Here is a 15,665-nt window from a genome sequence, read left to right as displayed (position 1 = left end):
AGAGTGGAGCGAGGGAAAGCAAAACCAATTTTAGTCATAGGAAGTCTGAATATGGATTTGGTTGCAACGGCAACGCAATTGCCGAAAGAAGGCGAAACCGTTTTTGGTCAAAGTTTTGCTACTTTTCCTGGGGGAAAAGGAGCGAATCAAGCAGCAGCAGCAGGCAAATTAGGTGCTGAAGTTTACATGGCGGGCTGTGTTGGAAAAGATGGATTTGGTAAAGCCTTAATTTCTGAACTAGAATCGAATGGTATTGCTACAAAATTTGTACGAACTGTAGATACTGCAACGGGAACAGCTTTGATTACCGTAAATGAGACTGGTGCGAATACGATTGTAGTGGTTGCTGGGGCAAATGGTTGTTGTGATGCGGCAGATGTCGATCGTTCCTTACACGCATTTACTAATCCGGGAATTTTACTTTTGCAACATGAAATACCGAAAGCGACAGTGGAATATGCAATTCATAAAGCCAAAGAATTAGGCTGGATGGTCATTTTAAATCCGGCACCAATGCGTGAAATTTCGCCTACCCTTTATCCAAAAATTGATTTATTAACACCAAATGAAAGCGAAGCAGCAGCACTTGCAAAAACTCCTATTGGCACCAAGCAAGAGGCAATTATAGCAGCGCAAAAGTTACGGGAAAATGGGATAAAAGAAGTGGTGATTACGCTTGGCGAAGCTGGTGCTGTATGGGTACATGCAGAGGGACAAGAAGATTCTCTGGCTTACAAAGTGCAAGCGATAGATACGACTGCTGCTGGAGACTCCTATACGGCGGCCATTGCAGTGGCGTTAGCCGAGGGAAAATCTATGCAAGATGCACTTCGCTTTGCGGCGCAGACAGCAGCGATTGCAGTAACTCGTCATGGTGCCCAGTCTTCACTGCCTACACGGCAAGAAGTAGAAGCATTTGCAGCGCAGAAGAAGGGGATGTAAAGATGAAAAAAATTGGAGTAATAAATGGCCCTATTAGTGAAGTCATAGCGAAAATGGGACATTATGATATGCTGATGCTTGGTGATGCAGGACTGCCAATACCGCCTGGGGTACGGAGAATTGATCTTGCGCTTTGTCAAGGGGTGCCAAGTTTTATTCAAACTTTACGTGTAGTATTAAGTGAATTGAAACTGCAAAGCGTCGTTGTAGCAAGTGAGATGCAAGAAGTCAGCCCGGAGTTATATAAGAAAACCTTGAATGAACTTGATGGTGTAGAAGTTGAACTCGTATCGCATGAAGAGTTAAAAGCGATGAGCCAAAAAGCAGTTGCTGTAATTCGTACGGGAGAATTTACGCCATATGCAAATATCATCTTAAAGTCTGGCGTCGTATTTTAGTCTGCGGAGGATAAAATTATGCAAAGTAAATGTTTATTACAGATGACAGGAATTTGCAAATCGTTTCCCGGCGTAAAAGCTCTTGACCAAGTAGATTTTTCAATTAAAAGGGGTGAAATCCATGCGTTATTAGGCGAAAATGGCGCAGGAAAATCGACGTTGATGAAAGTGCTTAGTGGAGTATATAAAAAAGATGCAGGCGAAATTTTCATAGATGGAAATTCTGTTGAAATTCATGGCCCGCGTGAAGCACAGAAGATGGGGATAGGAATTATTCATCAGGAACTTAATCTTGTACCTGAACTTACTGTGATGGAAAATATCTTTCTTGGGCGAGAACCACAAAAATTATTTGGTTTTGTAGATAAGGATAAGATGCGCAAAGAATCCTTTGAAATACTTAAACGTTTAGGCACAGAGATTCAACCAGATGATATCATTAGTGATTTGAGTATAGGAATGCAGCAAATGGTCGAAATCGCAAAAGCGCTTTCTTATGAAACTCGAATTTTAATTATGGATGAACCAACAGCAGCTTTAACAGAGAGAGAAAGTGAACATCTTTTTAAGATTGTTCGGCAGCTTGCTGCGTCAGGGGTTGGAATTATTTACATTTCACATCGTATGGAAGAGTTGTTTGCGCTTAGTGATCGCATCACTGTCATGCGTGATGGTGCGTATGCAGGAACTGTTGTAACGAAAGAAACACAGTTTGATGACTTGATTAAGTTAATGGTTGGGCGTGAATTGACAGAACGATATCCACGCAAAATTACGGATATTGGTAATGAAGTATTAAACGTAAAAGGATTATGTAGGGGAGATTCTTTGAGGGATATTTCTTTTTCTGTAAAAGCTGGTGAAATCGTAGGTGTAGCAGGCTTGATGGGAGCAGGACGTACAGAATTGGCACGTGCTATTTTTGGAATTGATCCCTTGGATAAAGGAACGATTTCAGTGGATAAAGCAGAGCAAAGGATACGTTCTTGCCAAGATGCGATTCAAGCGGGGATTGGATTGATTACAGAAGATCGCAAGCATCAAGGACTTGTACTTCCAATGTCAGTCGGTGATAATATTTCCTTGGCGGTTTTAGGAGAACTATCAAAGGGATCTTTTATCTCTGGCAAGCGAAGAATGGAGTTAATTCACAAGCAAATTGATGATTTAAAAATCAAGACGCCGAGTGAAGCGCAGATTGTAAGAAACTTATCTGGTGGCAATCAGCAAAAAGTGGTTATTGCAAAATGGCTTTCGACGAAACCACGTGTTTTAATTATGGATGAACCAACACGTGGTGTAGATATCGGCGCGAAAGTAGAGATTTACAACATTATGAATATGCTAGCTGCGAGTGGTGTTGTAATCTTGATGATTTCTTCTGAGTTGCCAGAAGTATTGGGGATGAGTGATCGAATTTTGGTCATGTGTAGAGGGCGTGTTGCCACTGAACTTGCGCGTGAAGAGGCTACGCAGGAAAAAATCATGGCATATGCTGCAGGGGGGAATTAAAAATGATGCAGGTAAATGTAGAAAAGGCAAGTGGATCAAATCGCTATAAAAATATGTTGCGAAAATTAGGTCCTTTATTAGGATTTATAATTTTATGTATTGTGCTATCTATTGTTTCTGAGCAATTCCTTACTGTTAGCAATTTGTTGAATGTAACTCGACAAGTATCCATTAATGCGGTGATTGCAGTGGGAATGACGCTCGTTATCTTAACTGGTGGGATTGACCTTTCGGTAGGTTCTATCGTTGCGTTTGCCGGTAGTGTAACTGCGGGATTATTAGTTGGTGGACTTAGCATTCCGATGGCTGTGTTGGCAGGTTTACTGCTTGGAACATTTATTGGGATGATGAATGGGATATTCATTACTTATGGAAAAATACCACCGTTTATTGCCACGATGGGCATGATGACTATCGTGCGTGGCTATACACTTGTATATACAGATGGACGACCGATTACTGGATTTAGTGAAGGGTTCCGTTCGCTTGGTGGAGGTTATGTTGGCAGTGTGCCAATTCCCGTGATTATCATGATAGTAATCTTTATTCTTGCTTGGTTGATTTTAAAGAAGAATAAATTTGGTCGCTATATTTATGCGATTGGTGGTAATGAAGAGGCGGCAAGACTTTCAGGAATTAACACAAGGAAAAATTTGATTGGTGTTTATAGTATAGCGGGGCTTTTGGCTGCTCTTAGTGGAATTATTTTGGCATCGCGGTTAAACTCCGCGCAACCAACGGCAGGGGCAGCGTTCGAAATGGATGCGATTGCTGCGGTTGTATTAGGAGGGACAAGTCTTGCAGGTGGTCGTGGCACAATTGTTGGCACTTTGGTTGGTGCATTGATCATTGGAGTTTTAGATAATGGGTTAAACTTATTAAATGTATCATCTTTTTATCAACAGGTTGCTAAAGGTGTTGTTATCCTGCTTGCGGTTTTAATGGATCGGAAACAGGGAAAATAAAATAGATTTGATTTAGGTGGAGTTTTCACTCCATCTGAATCCTAGCTGACCCTAGAGCGGGTTAGCCATAGGATAAGATATTATTCAAAAACTGATAAAATATGAGGTTAAAAGTGGATCAGGATTTGGATGAGAATAAAGATGGAGGAGGGCAGAGGAATTCTACAGGGGAGTCTTTAAACAGATTTAAGGAGGAAAGATTTATGTTTTCAAGCTTTAAAAAGAAAAGTTATGCGGTTTTTACATGTGCATTATTAGCAGGCAGTATTCTTTTTGCAGGATGTGGCGGCAGCCAGAGCGAGAAAAAACAAGAGGCTGCGTCGGGGGAAGTAACTATCGGTTTTTCCGTATCGACGCTGAATAATCCTTTCTTTGTTGATGTTAGAGATGGGGCAAAAGAAGCGGCTGATAAAGATGGTACAAAATTGATGATTATGGATGCACAAAATGATGCATCAAAACAAATGTCGAACATTGAAAATATGATTCAACAAAAAGTCAGTGTCTTAATCGTGAACCCAGTGGATTCCAAAGCAATTGTTCCAGCGATTGAGGCTGCAAATAAGGCGAATATTCCTGTCATTACAGTAGACCGTGGTGCTGACGGCGGTGTTGTTGTAACAAATATTGCTTCTGATAACATAGCCGGTGGTAAAATGGCAGCAGAATTAATTGCCGAAAAATTAGGTAATAAAGGCAATGTTGTGGAACTTGAAGGTATTCCAGGAACTTCAGCAGCGAATGATCGTGGGAAAGGTTTCGATGATGCGATTAAAGCAGTAAGTGGAATTACCCTAGTATCAAAACAACCAGCAGATTTTGACCGTGCTAAAGGGATGAAGGTAATGGAAAATATCCTGCAAGCAACTCCAGATATCCAAGCTGTTTTTGCTCAAAATGATGAAATGGCGTTAGGTGCAATGGAAGCAATTCAAGCGGCAAATCGTAAAGATATTATCATTGTTGGCTTTGATGCGACAGATGACGCACAAAAAGCAGTTCAAGCGGGATCAATGCTTGCAACTGTAGCACAGCAACCAAAAGAAATGGGGAAAGTCAGTATTGAAATCGCAAAGAAAATCTTAGCAAAAGAACAAGTAGATACATTTATTCCTGTGAAATTAGAATTGATTACAAAAAAATAGACAAAAAAATGGAACCCCTTGGGTTCCATTTTTCTGTCTATGGCACTAGATATAATATTGTTCTAGTTTTTGAAGATTATTTGCCAATTCTTTTTGTGTATCTTTAAGTTTTGGCTTTGGTGGAGTTTGCTCGTACACAGGAAGACGTTTTTTGATAAATTGTGTATCAATATTTCCAGTGCAGAAACAAGTATCAGCAAGAATGCGTTTATGAAGTTCGGTCGTTGTTTTTACTCCATCGATACGGAACTCATTCAATGCACGTTGCATAATTTTTATTGCATCACCACGCGTACGACCGTGGACGACTACTTTTGCAATTAAAGAATCATAATAAGGTTCTACGGCAAGACCGGCAGATACACCACTGTCAACGCGAACGCGTGGCCCCCCCGGCTCATGATAGAAATCAATCATGCCTGGAGATGGAATAAAGTTATTATCAGGATCTTCGGCATTGATTCTACATTCAATTGCATGACCAACAATTTTAATATCATTTTGATCTTTATTAAGCGGTTCGCCAGCAGCAATTCTGATCTGGCGACGAACTAAGTCTACACCAGTGACTGCTTCTGTTATAGCGTGTTCAACTTGAATGCGCGGATTAATTTCCATAAAGAAAAACTCACCGGTTTTTACATCCATTAAAAATTCTACGGTACCTACATTCGTATAGTGAACGCTTTTTGCGGCTTTAATTGCTAAGGCGCCAATTCGTTCACGCATATCTTTTGTAAGCGCTGTAGATGGTGATTCTTCAAGTATTTTTTGATTGCGGCGTTGTACAGAACATTCGCGTTCCCCTAAATGAATGATATTGCCATAATTATCAGCCATAATTTGTACTTCAATATGACGAGATTGGGCAATATAATGTTCAAAATAGAATGGTACTTTTGTTACGTCGATAATTTGTAATGTATTAAGTAATTCGTTTTCGTTGTTAATGACGAACATGGATTTTCCGCCGCCACCAGAAACCGGTTTAATGATTACAGGATAACCAACTTCTTCTGCAAGAATTGGTGCTTCTTCATTATTTTTTAATGGTTTGCTCCCTTTAGTCATTGGAAGACCAGCAGCAAGCATCGCTTCTCTTGCTACGTCTTTGTCACCAACTTGACGGATTGTTTCCGCTAAAGGTCCTACCCATACTAAACCTGAATCTGTAACTTTTTCAGCAAAGTCAGCGTTTTCAGAGAGAAAACCATACCCGGGATGGATTGCTTCGGCTTTTGTTGCCGCAGCAGCTGTAAGGATTGCTTCCATATTCAAATAGCTTTGCGTTGCGTCAGCTGGACCAATACAATAAGATAAATCGGCAAGCTGCACATGCATAGCGTTTTTATCAGCTTCTGAATAGACAGCAACTGTTTCAATCCCCAGCTCCTGACAGGCACGGATAATTCTGACCGCAATTTCGCCTCTGTTTGCGATAAGGAGTCGTTTGAACATCTAAATATACCTCCCATTTGCACTTGAATTTTGTTGCATTTCGCGTGTAGAATAAAGCAAGAGTTGATTTAAGAGGAATTTTAGCCTCCTGAATCCTGGTTATATTTATCCAGAAACTTAGCTATTCTTTACTCCTGGTTATAGAAGAGAAGAGTCTTAGCATAGGCACTTAACGGACGAAATATAAATATGTGATTTAAATAACTTATTCAATACGCAATATCTATTTAATCATTTATTTTAGCTATGGTCAAGCGTAATTTTTGTTAATTTTAAAAGATTAACAAAGATTAATTATAATGAAAATTCAGTAAATATTTGAATACAAAATGCATATTAATTATCTATATTTTTGATGCGTTTTGTATTAAAAAATAAAGGTATTTTCGATAAAAAAAGGTGAGAAGCAATGAATAATAAGGTGCAAGAAAAGTTACAATTATTACCTGATAAACCCGGGGTCTATCTCATGAAAGATGTAAACTCTAAGATAATTTATGTTGGTAAAGCGGTCATATTAAAAAATCGTGTCAGACAGTACTTTCAGAGTAGTCGAAATCATTCTACGAAAGTACAATCTATGGTTGCTAAGATTGATGATTTTGAATATATTATTACTGGTTCAGAGATTGAAGCTTTGATTTTAGAATGTAACTTAATCAAGAAACATCATCCGAAATATAACATCAGTCTGCGAGATGATAAAACATATCCATACATCAAAGTTACCATAAATGAAATTTATCCTAGAGTGTTTATTACGCGGCGTGTACAAAAAGACGGGGCTCGCTATTTTGGACCTTATACGAATGTAGGAGCGGTGCACGATAGTTTGAAAGTGTTAAAAAAACTATTTCCGCTAAGAAGTTGTAAGCGATTAGATGCTGTTCGTCCCTGTTTGGAATATCATATTAAACGTTGTTTAGCACCATGTGCGGGGAAAATAAGTCCTGAAGAGTATCAAGCGATGATAAAAAGTGTGTGCCTGTTTTTAGAGGGGCGTAGCGAAGCAGTGGAAGATCACATAAAAGAACAAATGGAAGAGGCAGCAGAAAATTTTGAATTTGAATTGGCTGCAAAACTAAGAGATCAGTTAACATCAGTTGCAAAGATTACGGAAAAACAAAATATAATTACAGGTTCAGGCGATCAAGATGCCCTTGGGATGGCGCGTTCGGATCTCGGTATTTGCATGCAGGTATTTTTTATTCGCAGTGGGAAGATGGTAGGGAGAGATCACTTCTTATTAAAAGGGACAGAAGAAGAAAGTGACGAAGCTGCACTAACTGCATTTTTGAAACAATATTATAATCAAGTGACGTTTATTCCACGTGAAATATTATTACCAATGGAAATCGAAGAGCAAGAGCTGGTCGCAGATTGGCTCAGCGGAGTCAAACAAGCAAAGGTTGCCGTAGATACACCAAAACGAGGCACGAAAAAAGATGTTGTGCAAATGGCAAATAACAATGCGGCACTTGTGTTAAAAGAGCAGCAAATGAAATTATCGGTAGAGCATGCGAAAACATTAGGAGCAGTAGAAGAGTTGGGAAAATATCTGTATTTACCTAAACCGCCAAATCGTATGGAGTGTTTTGATATTTCTCATATTCAAGGGGCGGAAACTGTTGCTTCGATGGTAGTTTTTGAAGGGGGAATCCCAAAGAAAAGCGATTACAGGCGCTATAAAATTAAGACGGCAGAAGGAAAGCCAGATGATTTCAAATCTATGCGCGAAGTTGTCGGTAGGCGGTATGGAGAAGCTTCGCCAGAGGAGCTACCAGATTTAATTATCATTGATGGTGGTAAAGGACAACTGAGTTCCGCACTTGAAATTATTCGCGGGGCAGGTCATACAAAAGTTCCTGTAGTTGGACTTGCTAAACAATTTGAATATATTTTTACAGAGGGGGAGAGTGAGCCTGTAATTTTACCGCGAAATTCGCAAGCGCTTTACTTAATTGAACGAATTCGTGATGAAGCACATCGTTTTGCAATTACGTATCATCGCAAGCTGCGCAGTAAGCGCAATATGGTATCTGTTCTTGACCATATCGTTGGGATTGGCCCAAAGCGGCGACAAGTTTTATGGACACATTTTGGTTCAATTGAAAAAATAAAAGCGGCAACGGTAGAGGAGATGGCATCGCTTGATGGCATGAATTTTACCTCGGCACAAGCTGTATATAATTTCTTTGCTAGTCGTGTGAATTTTGAATAAATGTAAAATAAATAAAGTAGACTTGATTTAGCCGGAATTTTTACTCCAGCTAAATCTTAGCCGCCCTTATCCAAGAGCTAATCTGTTTGTATGTCCTTGTGGGTATAACTCTCATTTATAGAACTGTCTTATAAGCAGAGGACAAAAATCTCTGATTTTGTGTGAAGCGCTTATTTCGTTAGATTAGAAGATTAGTCATCGGATAAATTGAAAAATGACCATCTATTTTAGATGGTCATTTTTTATATACAAATACTTAAAAGTATGCTACTATTTACTTGAATAATAATATTCTTCTTTTTTAATAATATAAATAATAATATTCATTTTAGGGGCGCGATGAGATGAGAAATATAGGAATTATTGGCGGAATGGGGCCAATGGCTTCAGTAGATTTATTTGCAAAAATTACAGCTCTTACAATGGCAAGCTCTGATCAGGAACATATTCATGTTTTTGTCGACAGTAATCCGGAGATTCCTGATCGAACGAAGGCAATATTAGAAGGTGGGACAAATCCAGTGCCTGCCTTGGTTCGTTCAGCGCATAATCTCGAATCTTTGGATGCCGATATTATTATTATGGCATGTAATACAGCACATTATTTTTTTGATGAAATCAAGCAGGCTGTTCAAGCAGATATGATTAATATGATTGAAGAAACTGCATTAGAAGCAAAGCGCAGAAAGCTATCTAAAGTTGGATTGCTTGCAACAAGCGGCACATACCGAACGGGGTTATATGAAAAGTTTTTTTATCAATATGACATCGAAATTGTGAACGCACCAACAGACATGGAAAAAAATATTATGGACTTGATTTACCATGGGGTTAAAGCCGGAAGAAAAGATTATCCGTTAGATGGAATTCAAGCAGTGTTATCTGCAATGAGAATGCAAGGTGTAGATACCTTTATTTTAGGATGTACGGAATTACCAGTAGCCTTTCAAATGTATCAAATAAAAGCAAATGTGATTGACCCGACGGAAGTTTTGGCGCGTAGTGCTATCAGAGCAGCTGGGAAGATGATTGTAAGCTAGCAGATTATTGACGTAGGTAAAGATTTCTTTATATAATTAAGAAAAATGAGAAACGGGTGTAAAAATGACGATAGAAGAGCGCGGTTATGAAGCGAAACTTTCGAAAAATGAAAGTCTTGTTTTCGAATTCATTATGAAAGAAAAAGAACGGGCTTGTTTTTTGACTTCTACAGATATTGCAACGGAGCTTAATGTGAGCGATTCATCAGTGATTCGCTTGTCGAGAAAGCTAGGGTATGGTAGTTTTGCTGAACTAAAAAAAGATTTGCAAAATGAAGTTTCTCAAAAATCGTTTACTTTACAGAAAACGAATGTTCCCTATAAAAAATTAAAGCAAGTAGATAAGTTGTCAGAATTCGAATTAATTGAAGCCATTCATGAGAGTGCAAAAGTAAAAATCATGCAGGACTTGACGACAAATCAGTCAGAAAAATATATTGAAGTTGCAAATCTGCTAAAAAAAGCGAAAAAAATTTATGTAGTTGGATTTCGCACATGTTCGGGAATGGCGGAATATTTTGCAAATATGTTATCTTTTGTTTTTCCTTTCGTGAATCATGTAACGAGTGTGAGTAGCATGGTCGATGAACTCATGGATATAGATGAAAGCGATGTGATGATTCTCATTAGTTATCCAAGGTATAGTAAAGGGGCATATTATGCACTGGAAATGGCAAAAGAAGCAGGAGCAAGAATTGTTGTCTTTACTGATAAGTTAACTTCGCCGATTACAAATGGCGCAACAAAGGTAATTGCAAATAACATTGATTCACTTACTTTTACGAATTCTTTTATCAATTTAATATTATCTATTGAAGTGGTAGTAAGCCTTGTGGCGAAGCAAAATGAAAAGCAAAGTAGCCAACGCTTAAAGCGCATCGAAAAATACTTAAATAAGACTGGTCAATATTAAGAGCGTATGTTTAAAAGTATTAATGTGGTTATTTAAAATAAATATATTATAGCAGACTAGGATTCAGATGGAGTTTCTGCTCTAGCTGAATCCTAGTCGCTCTTATCTGCTGGTGAATCTGCTTGCTTTGTTAGCTGATTAGATTCGTCAGCAGACAAATGATTTGAGAATATAATGAATCTCCTATTATTGTTTGATTTTGTTGAAATAATAGGAGATTTGTCTTGATTTGACTTGATAATTTTTAGCTGATAAGAGTATAATAAAAACAGACTGTTTTGAAGCGAGTCAAGCGAAATGACGGGTAGAACGGTAAAATATGTGTATAGCATAATGATGAGGTGATTATATGGATTTTCTTGAATTAGAAAAGAAGGCTAAGCAGATTAGAATTAATATTATTGAAATGTTAGCGGAAGCAGGTTCCGGACATCCAGGTGGTTCTTTATCCATGACTGATATTTTAACAGTATTATATTTTGATAAAATGAATGTTCGTCCATCTGAGCCAAAATGGGAAGATCGTGACCGTTTAGTTTTATCTAAAGGTCATGGTGCGCCTGGTTTATATGGTACATTGGCGGAAAAAGGCTTTTTCCCTAAGGAAGAGTTGATGAAACTCCGTAAATGTGGTGAAATGTTACAAGGTCATCCAGATATGAAAGGTACTCCAGGGATTGACATGTCAACAGGATCCCTTGGGCAAGGCTTATCCGTAGCAAATGGTATGGCAATTGCAGGAAAATTAGACAAAAAAGATTATCGTGTTTATGCAATCTGTGGTGATGGTGAAATTCAAGAAGGCCAAATTTGGGAAGCGGCAATGAGTGCTTCGCATTATAAATTAGATAATTTAACTGTATTTATTGATAATAACGGTTTGCAAATTGATGGTTCAAATAGTGAAGTTATGGGTGTAGATCCAATTGGAGATAAGTTTAAAGCGTTCGGTTGGCATGTAATTGAAATTGATGGACATGATTTAAAACAGATTAGTGCAGCTGTTGATATGGCAAAAACGCTGAAAGATAAACCAACTGCAATCGTTGCAAAAACGGTAAAAGGTAAAGGCGTATCTTTCATGGAAAACCAAGTGAGCTGGCATGGTTCTGCGCCGAATCAAGAACAAAAAGAACAAGCAATCGCTGAGTTAAAAAGAGGTGTTCAAGCATGAGTGTAGCAACTAGACAATCTTATAGTGAAGCTATTGTTGAGCTTTCTAATAATCCTAGTATTGTAGTATTAGATGCTGATTTAGCGGCAGCAACAAAATCCGGTGCTTTTAAAAAAGCTTGTCCGGAAAGATTTTTTGATATGGGAATTGCTGAACAAGATATGATTTGTACAGCAGCTGGTCTTGCAACTTGTGGGAAAATTCCATTTGCAAGTACATTTGCAATGTTTGCGGCAGGTCGTGCGTTTGAGCAAATTCGCAATTCTGTAGCGTATCCTAAATTAAATGTGAAAATTGCTGTTACTCATGCGGGGATTACTGTAGGGGAAGATGGTGGTAGCCATCAAGCGATTGAAGATATTTCTTTAATGAGAAGCATCCCTAATATGGTTGTATTAAATCCAGCCGATGATGCAGAAGCTAAACAAGCAGTAAAAGCAGCGGCAGAGTATTATGGTCCTGTATACATTCGTTTGGGTAGAGCAGCAACACCTGATGTACATGGCGAAGGGTATAAATTTGAAATTGGTAAAGGCGAAATTTTACGTGAAGGTAAAGATGTAGCGTTAATTGGTACTGGTATTATGGTAGCGAAATGTTTAGAAGCAGCAGATGAACTTGCAAAAGAAGGCATCGAAGCTACAGTCGTTAATATCGGAACAATTAAGCCTTTAGATGAAGAGTTGGTAATCAAAGTTGCTAAAGCGACTGGTAAAGTTGTGACAGCAGAAGAACACAGCATTATCGGTGGATTAGGTTCTGCAGTTGCTGAAGTTTTATCGGAAAAATGTCCAACAAAAATGGCGAGAATTGGTGTGAAAGATCAATTTGGTGCTTCAGGCAGTCCTAAATTATTGCTTGAAAAGTACGGTTTAACAGCAAAAGATATCGTAGCAGCAGCAAAAGGATTATAATAATTAAATAAAAAAACGCGAGACGTTAAAAACGTTCTCGCGTTTTTTATTTTTCAGCGCCAAAGAATTTTTAAAATATAGCAAACTTCATCATCGTTAATGGTTACTTGATATTCTTTTGCCAAAAGATTAACGGCAAAACGAACTTTATCGAATTCTTTTTTATGTGTTTTGATGAAGGTGTCACGGTCATCGAATTGGACGAAGTAATTGTGCCGGCAGCGATCGAGCATGCATCCCATATGAACAATAAAATCAATTGCATCATTGTCGTTTTTTGTAGTGTAGTTGATTTGTTCAAGAAATTTTTTGATGTGTTTGATAGCAAATTTGGGATTAATATATTTTACGTATTGTTCAAGGAGGGCTTGAGATTTGTCATAAATTGATTTTGGTGGAATTAATGTCGTTTGTGCTATTTCAATTCCGCCAGATAAGACTTGGATAAATTTCTTTTGAAAGGTTGGTTCTAGTAATTGATGAATTGGAAAATAGGGGATGCCAAGGTTCGGGTTAGCATTTCCTACGATGGCGAGAATATTGTAGGCCTTTGTATATTCTAGCATCTTATTTTTGACTTCTGTTGTATTTGTAACAAGTATAGGGATTGTGGCTAGATGATTTTCCTCAAGGAGTGTTTCTAAGATTGATTTTGCCATTTTACTAGAACCTTCGCCAGTAGCGCAAACCGATAAGATTGCAGGTTGTTTTGTATCGGTGGCTGGCTCAAAGGTATGATTGATTTTTTGTGTTAACGTTGTATAAAGTGTGTCAATATCATCTAATTTATAAAGGATATTGCGTAAAGCTTCCAATGCAAGTGGGGTTGATACGTAATCTATTACTCGGCTGTAGATTCCGGCATCATTACGAAGTTTTTCAGCGAAGGTTAAAAGTGATCCCATATCTACAAGTAATAAGACGCCTTTGCCTCGATTGACCGCAATTGCAGCTGTACGGACTTTTTGATAAGTTTCGGAAATTGTTGTGCTTAATGGCATATCGATTGCTTTGACCCATTCGGTATTTAGCAGAGCGTTTACTACATTAGCGATACTACTTGCAGTACTATCACCGTGACAGACGATAATCAGTCCGATTTTTTCATCTTGTGGTGATTCCACTTTGTTATGGACAAGCAATAAGGTGAGAAATCCTTTTTCGTCTTCAGGAATTTTCATCGCAAACGAGGTTGAAAGTTGATTTACGAGAAGTTCGGCCGCTTGGTATTCTTTTGGGTGGGATTCTTTAATGCTTTGGAGATGCGGATTGAAAATAATTTTTTGCTCTTCAATCCGTTTGAATAATGCTTGCAAGTGGAAGGAAAGGCCGAAAATAAATTTATTGTTTAGTTTGGTTTTGAGTTGATCTTGTGCGAGTTCAATTAATAAAGTTGCTGTATCTACAGTCTCCTTTGGCACAATCTTGTAAAGGTTCTGGATATTGGTGCGGGTGTTGTTGAATTTATCCATAACTTGCTTGAAGTGATTTTCGACTTCATCACTAAGCTCGGCATGAATTAGCTCTTGATCAATTCCTTGTTTTTTGAGTGAATCAAGTTTCTTTAGAATTACTTCATAGATATTATTTTTTAAATCAAAGGTAAACGATTCTCGCTCTTTTACGGGAAAGATTACGATATCTTCGGAAAACATATTAAGATAATTTTTTATATTGTTATCCAGCTTTGCATAGTCAAATAAAACTTCGCGAATTTCACGGTTGAGCATTTGAAAGTCGATAATAATTTCTTTTTGGTTTTGTAAGTGTTGGAGAAAAGCTTTGGCACAGAGCAATTTTACTTCAGAGCGCAATTGTCCGATATTGCCTATACGAAATTCAAAAATCGCTAAACTTTTAAGAACTTCTGGGGCGATCATAATCTTTCGGTTCAGATTTAATGCTTCACAATAGAAGAAATGGTCAACGATTTCAACTCTTTCGCCGATTGGTTTTTCATGAAAGGAAGGAAGGGTAATATTAACTGGAATACGTCGAATGAATGTTGCTAGCAAAGTATCACTCGGGTCTTCTGTGGTCGCAGCGATAATCAAAACATTGCTGCTGCGTCTTATACCAATTTCGCCTAGGCGATTATATTCGCCTTTATCAATTAAATAAAAGAGCATTTCTTGCCCATCGGGAGGTAATCGATGGATTTCATCTAGAAATAGGATTCCCCCATTCGCTTTTTCTACGAGACCAACTTTATCTTTATCAGCGCCAGTAAAAGCATTTTTGGCATGACCAAATAGTTGGGATAATAGAAGTTGCGGGTTATTAAAGTAGTCAGCGCAGTTAAATGTAACAAAAGGATATTCTTCTTTCGTTTTTTGACGAATTTGCATTCCGTATTCATGCATTGCACAGGCAAAAGTCGTTTTACCGACACCGCTTTCGCCGAGAATTAATGTATGCAAGCCTTTTGGTGGATAAACGATGGCAGCTTTTGCTTGTCCGATTTGATTCATCAGACTGTTATTATTGCCGAGGAGTTTGGCGAAAGGGTCGACACTTTCTTTAGTTTCTACATAATTTACTAGTTGGTAAAGTTCTTCTAGTGTATAAGTATCTTTTGGGGATTTGTTCGCTGCTGAATTAAGAATAAGGGATACCGGGATAAATGAAACGGGACGAGTATTAATTTTAATTAGCTTATGCTCTTTCCATAATTGATTCAACAACGTGCTGGCATTATTTCGAATGATACCGAGTTTGTCTTGAATAAAGTTAGCGGTAATTCCTGGGTTTTCTCTTGCCTCAATCCGTTTAAGAAATGAGTCGAGACAAAGCTCATTTTCTATGCACTGCATAATTAGATCAATTTTTTTCATTGTAAAATACCTCGTATGATCATATCTAGCATAATCATATAATTGATTTTTTACTAAGTAAAGAATTTTTCGTAGTATTTTATTTTCTTTATTATGCAGTAATAAAATGTGGTAATGTTAGTGCATAATTTTTGATTTCGTATATAGAT

At 38.0% G+C, this 15,665-nt stretch carries 12 protein-coding genes; 10 read left to right on the top strand and 2 right to left on the bottom strand.

Translation table 11 applies throughout. From position 1 onward, the window contains the following. The first annotated feature begins 3 nt into the window (after positions 1–3). From rbsK to rbsB, 5 genes are all read left to right on the top strand, one after another. Positions 4–942, top strand: a complete 939-nt coding sequence (gene rbsK, locus P3F81_RS10675; protein WP_309320384.1) for a ribokinase — start codon at positions 4–6, stop codon at positions 940–942. Between the two features lie 2 nt (positions 943–944). Next, a complete protein-coding gene (gene rbsD, locus P3F81_RS10670; RefSeq protein WP_147670132.1) occupies positions 945–1,340 on the top strand; it encodes a D-ribose pyranase in 396 nt (131 codons plus the stop codon). Between the two features lie 18 nt (positions 1,341–1,358). Next, positions 1,359–2,852, top strand: coding sequence for a sugar ABC transporter ATP-binding protein (locus P3F81_RS10665; RefSeq protein ID WP_147670131.1), 1,494 nt, complete (start codon positions 1,359–1,361; stop codon positions 2,850–2,852). A gap of 2 nt (positions 2,853–2,854) precedes the next feature. Next, complete coding sequence (locus tag P3F81_RS10660) at positions 2,855–3,817, top strand: ABC transporter permease (protein ID WP_309320382.1); 963 nt, start codon at positions 2,855–2,857, stop codon at positions 3,815–3,817. A 203-nt stretch (positions 3,818–4,020) separates the two neighbouring features. Beyond that, positions 4,021–4,962, top strand: a complete 942-nt coding sequence (gene rbsB / locus P3F81_RS10655) for a ribose ABC transporter substrate-binding protein RbsB (RefSeq protein WP_147670130.1) — start codon at positions 4,021–4,023, stop codon at positions 4,960–4,962. Between the two features lie 45 nt (positions 4,963–5,007). Here rbsB and P3F81_RS10650 read toward each other — a convergent pair whose 3' ends face one another. Then, positions 5,008–6,420, bottom strand: a complete 1,413-nt coding sequence (locus P3F81_RS10650; RefSeq protein ID WP_147670129.1) for an acetyl-CoA carboxylase biotin carboxylase subunit — start codon at positions 6,418–6,420, stop codon at positions 5,008–5,010. A gap of 409 nt (positions 6,421–6,829) precedes the next feature. Here P3F81_RS10650 and uvrC point away from each other — a divergent pair, with 409 nt between their 5' ends. The 5 genes from uvrC (at position 6,830) to P3F81_RS10625 (ending at position 12,682) form a co-directional block, all read left to right on the top strand. Continuing rightward, positions 6,830–8,641 carry an excinuclease ABC subunit UvrC gene (gene uvrC, locus P3F81_RS10645; RefSeq protein ID WP_147670128.1) on the top strand — a complete coding sequence of 604 codons (1,812 nt, stop codon included), beginning with the start codon at positions 6,830–6,832 and terminating at the stop codon, positions 8,639–8,641. Between the two features lie 344 nt (positions 8,642–8,985). Beyond that, positions 8,986–9,681, top strand: a complete 696-nt coding sequence (gene cuyB / locus P3F81_RS10640; protein ID WP_147670127.1) for a cysteate racemase — start codon at positions 8,986–8,988, stop codon at positions 9,679–9,681. A 64-nt stretch (positions 9,682–9,745) separates the two neighbouring features. Beyond that, positions 9,746–10,594 (top strand): MurR/RpiR family transcriptional regulator, encoded by an 849-nt coding sequence (locus P3F81_RS10635; protein WP_147670126.1) that lies wholly within the window; start codon positions 9,746–9,748, stop codon positions 10,592–10,594. A 349-nt stretch (positions 10,595–10,943) separates the two neighbouring features. Continuing rightward, positions 10,944–11,768: a transketolase gene (locus P3F81_RS10630; RefSeq protein ID WP_147670125.1), complete on the top strand. Its 825-nt coding sequence runs from the start codon at positions 10,944–10,946 to the stop codon at positions 11,766–11,768. Beyond that, a complete protein-coding gene (locus tag P3F81_RS10625) occupies positions 11,765–12,682 on the top strand; it encodes a transketolase family protein (protein ID WP_147670124.1) in 918 nt (305 codons plus the stop codon). The genes P3F81_RS10630 and P3F81_RS10625 overlap by 4 nt, the downstream gene beginning before the upstream one ends. A gap of 53 nt (positions 12,683–12,735) precedes the next feature. Here the strand turns inward: P3F81_RS10625 and P3F81_RS10620 are convergent, their stop codons facing one another. Continuing rightward, the gene (locus P3F81_RS10620; RefSeq protein ID WP_147670123.1) at positions 12,736–15,516 is read right to left on the bottom strand and encodes a sigma-54-dependent transcriptional regulator; all 2,781 of its coding nucleotides are present in this window, start codon (positions 15,514–15,516) and stop codon (positions 12,736–12,738) included. Positions 15,517–15,665 lie beyond the last annotated feature (149 nt).

Source organism: Selenobaculum gibii, assembly GCF_030273445.1.
GTDB lineage: Bacteria > Bacillota > Negativicutes > ICN-92133 > ICN-92133 > Selenobaculum > Selenobaculum gibii.
The sequence above is the reverse complement of the archived record's forward strand: the minus strand, read 5'-3'. Positions and strand labels throughout refer to the sequence as shown.

Coding starts and splice junctions, on each gene's coding strand:
- P3F81_RS10625 (WP_147670124.1), top strand. CDS start 11,765: ATGAGTGTAGCAACTAGACAATCTTATAGTGAAGCTATTGTTGAGCTT.
- P3F81_RS10650 (WP_147670129.1), bottom strand. CDS start 6,420: ATGTTCAAACGACTCCTTATCGCAAACAGAGGCGAAATTGCGGTCAGA.
- P3F81_RS10660 (WP_309320382.1), top strand. CDS start 2,855: ATGATGCAGGTAAATGTAGAAAAGGCAAGTGGATCAAATCGCTATAAA.
- P3F81_RS10620 (WP_147670123.1), bottom strand. CDS start 15,516: ATGAAAAAAATTGATCTAATTATGCAGTGCATAGAAAATGAGCTTTGT.
- P3F81_RS10665 (WP_147670131.1), top strand. CDS start 1,359: ATGCAAAGTAAATGTTTATTACAGATGACAGGAATTTGCAAATCGTTT.
- cuyB (WP_147670127.1), top strand. CDS start 8,986: ATGAGAAATATAGGAATTATTGGCGGAATGGGGCCAATGGCTTCAGTA.
- P3F81_RS10630 (WP_147670125.1), top strand. CDS start 10,944: ATGGATTTTCTTGAATTAGAAAAGAAGGCTAAGCAGATTAGAATTAAT.
- rbsB (WP_147670130.1), top strand. CDS start 4,021: ATGTTTTCAAGCTTTAAAAAGAAAAGTTATGCGGTTTTTACATGTGCA.
- uvrC (WP_147670128.1), top strand. CDS start 6,830: ATGAATAATAAGGTGCAAGAAAAGTTACAATTATTACCTGATAAACCC.
- P3F81_RS10635 (WP_147670126.1), top strand. CDS start 9,746: ATGACGATAGAAGAGCGCGGTTATGAAGCGAAACTTTCGAAAAATGAA.
- rbsD (WP_147670132.1), top strand. CDS start 945: ATGAAAAAAATTGGAGTAATAAATGGCCCTATTAGTGAAGTCATAGCG.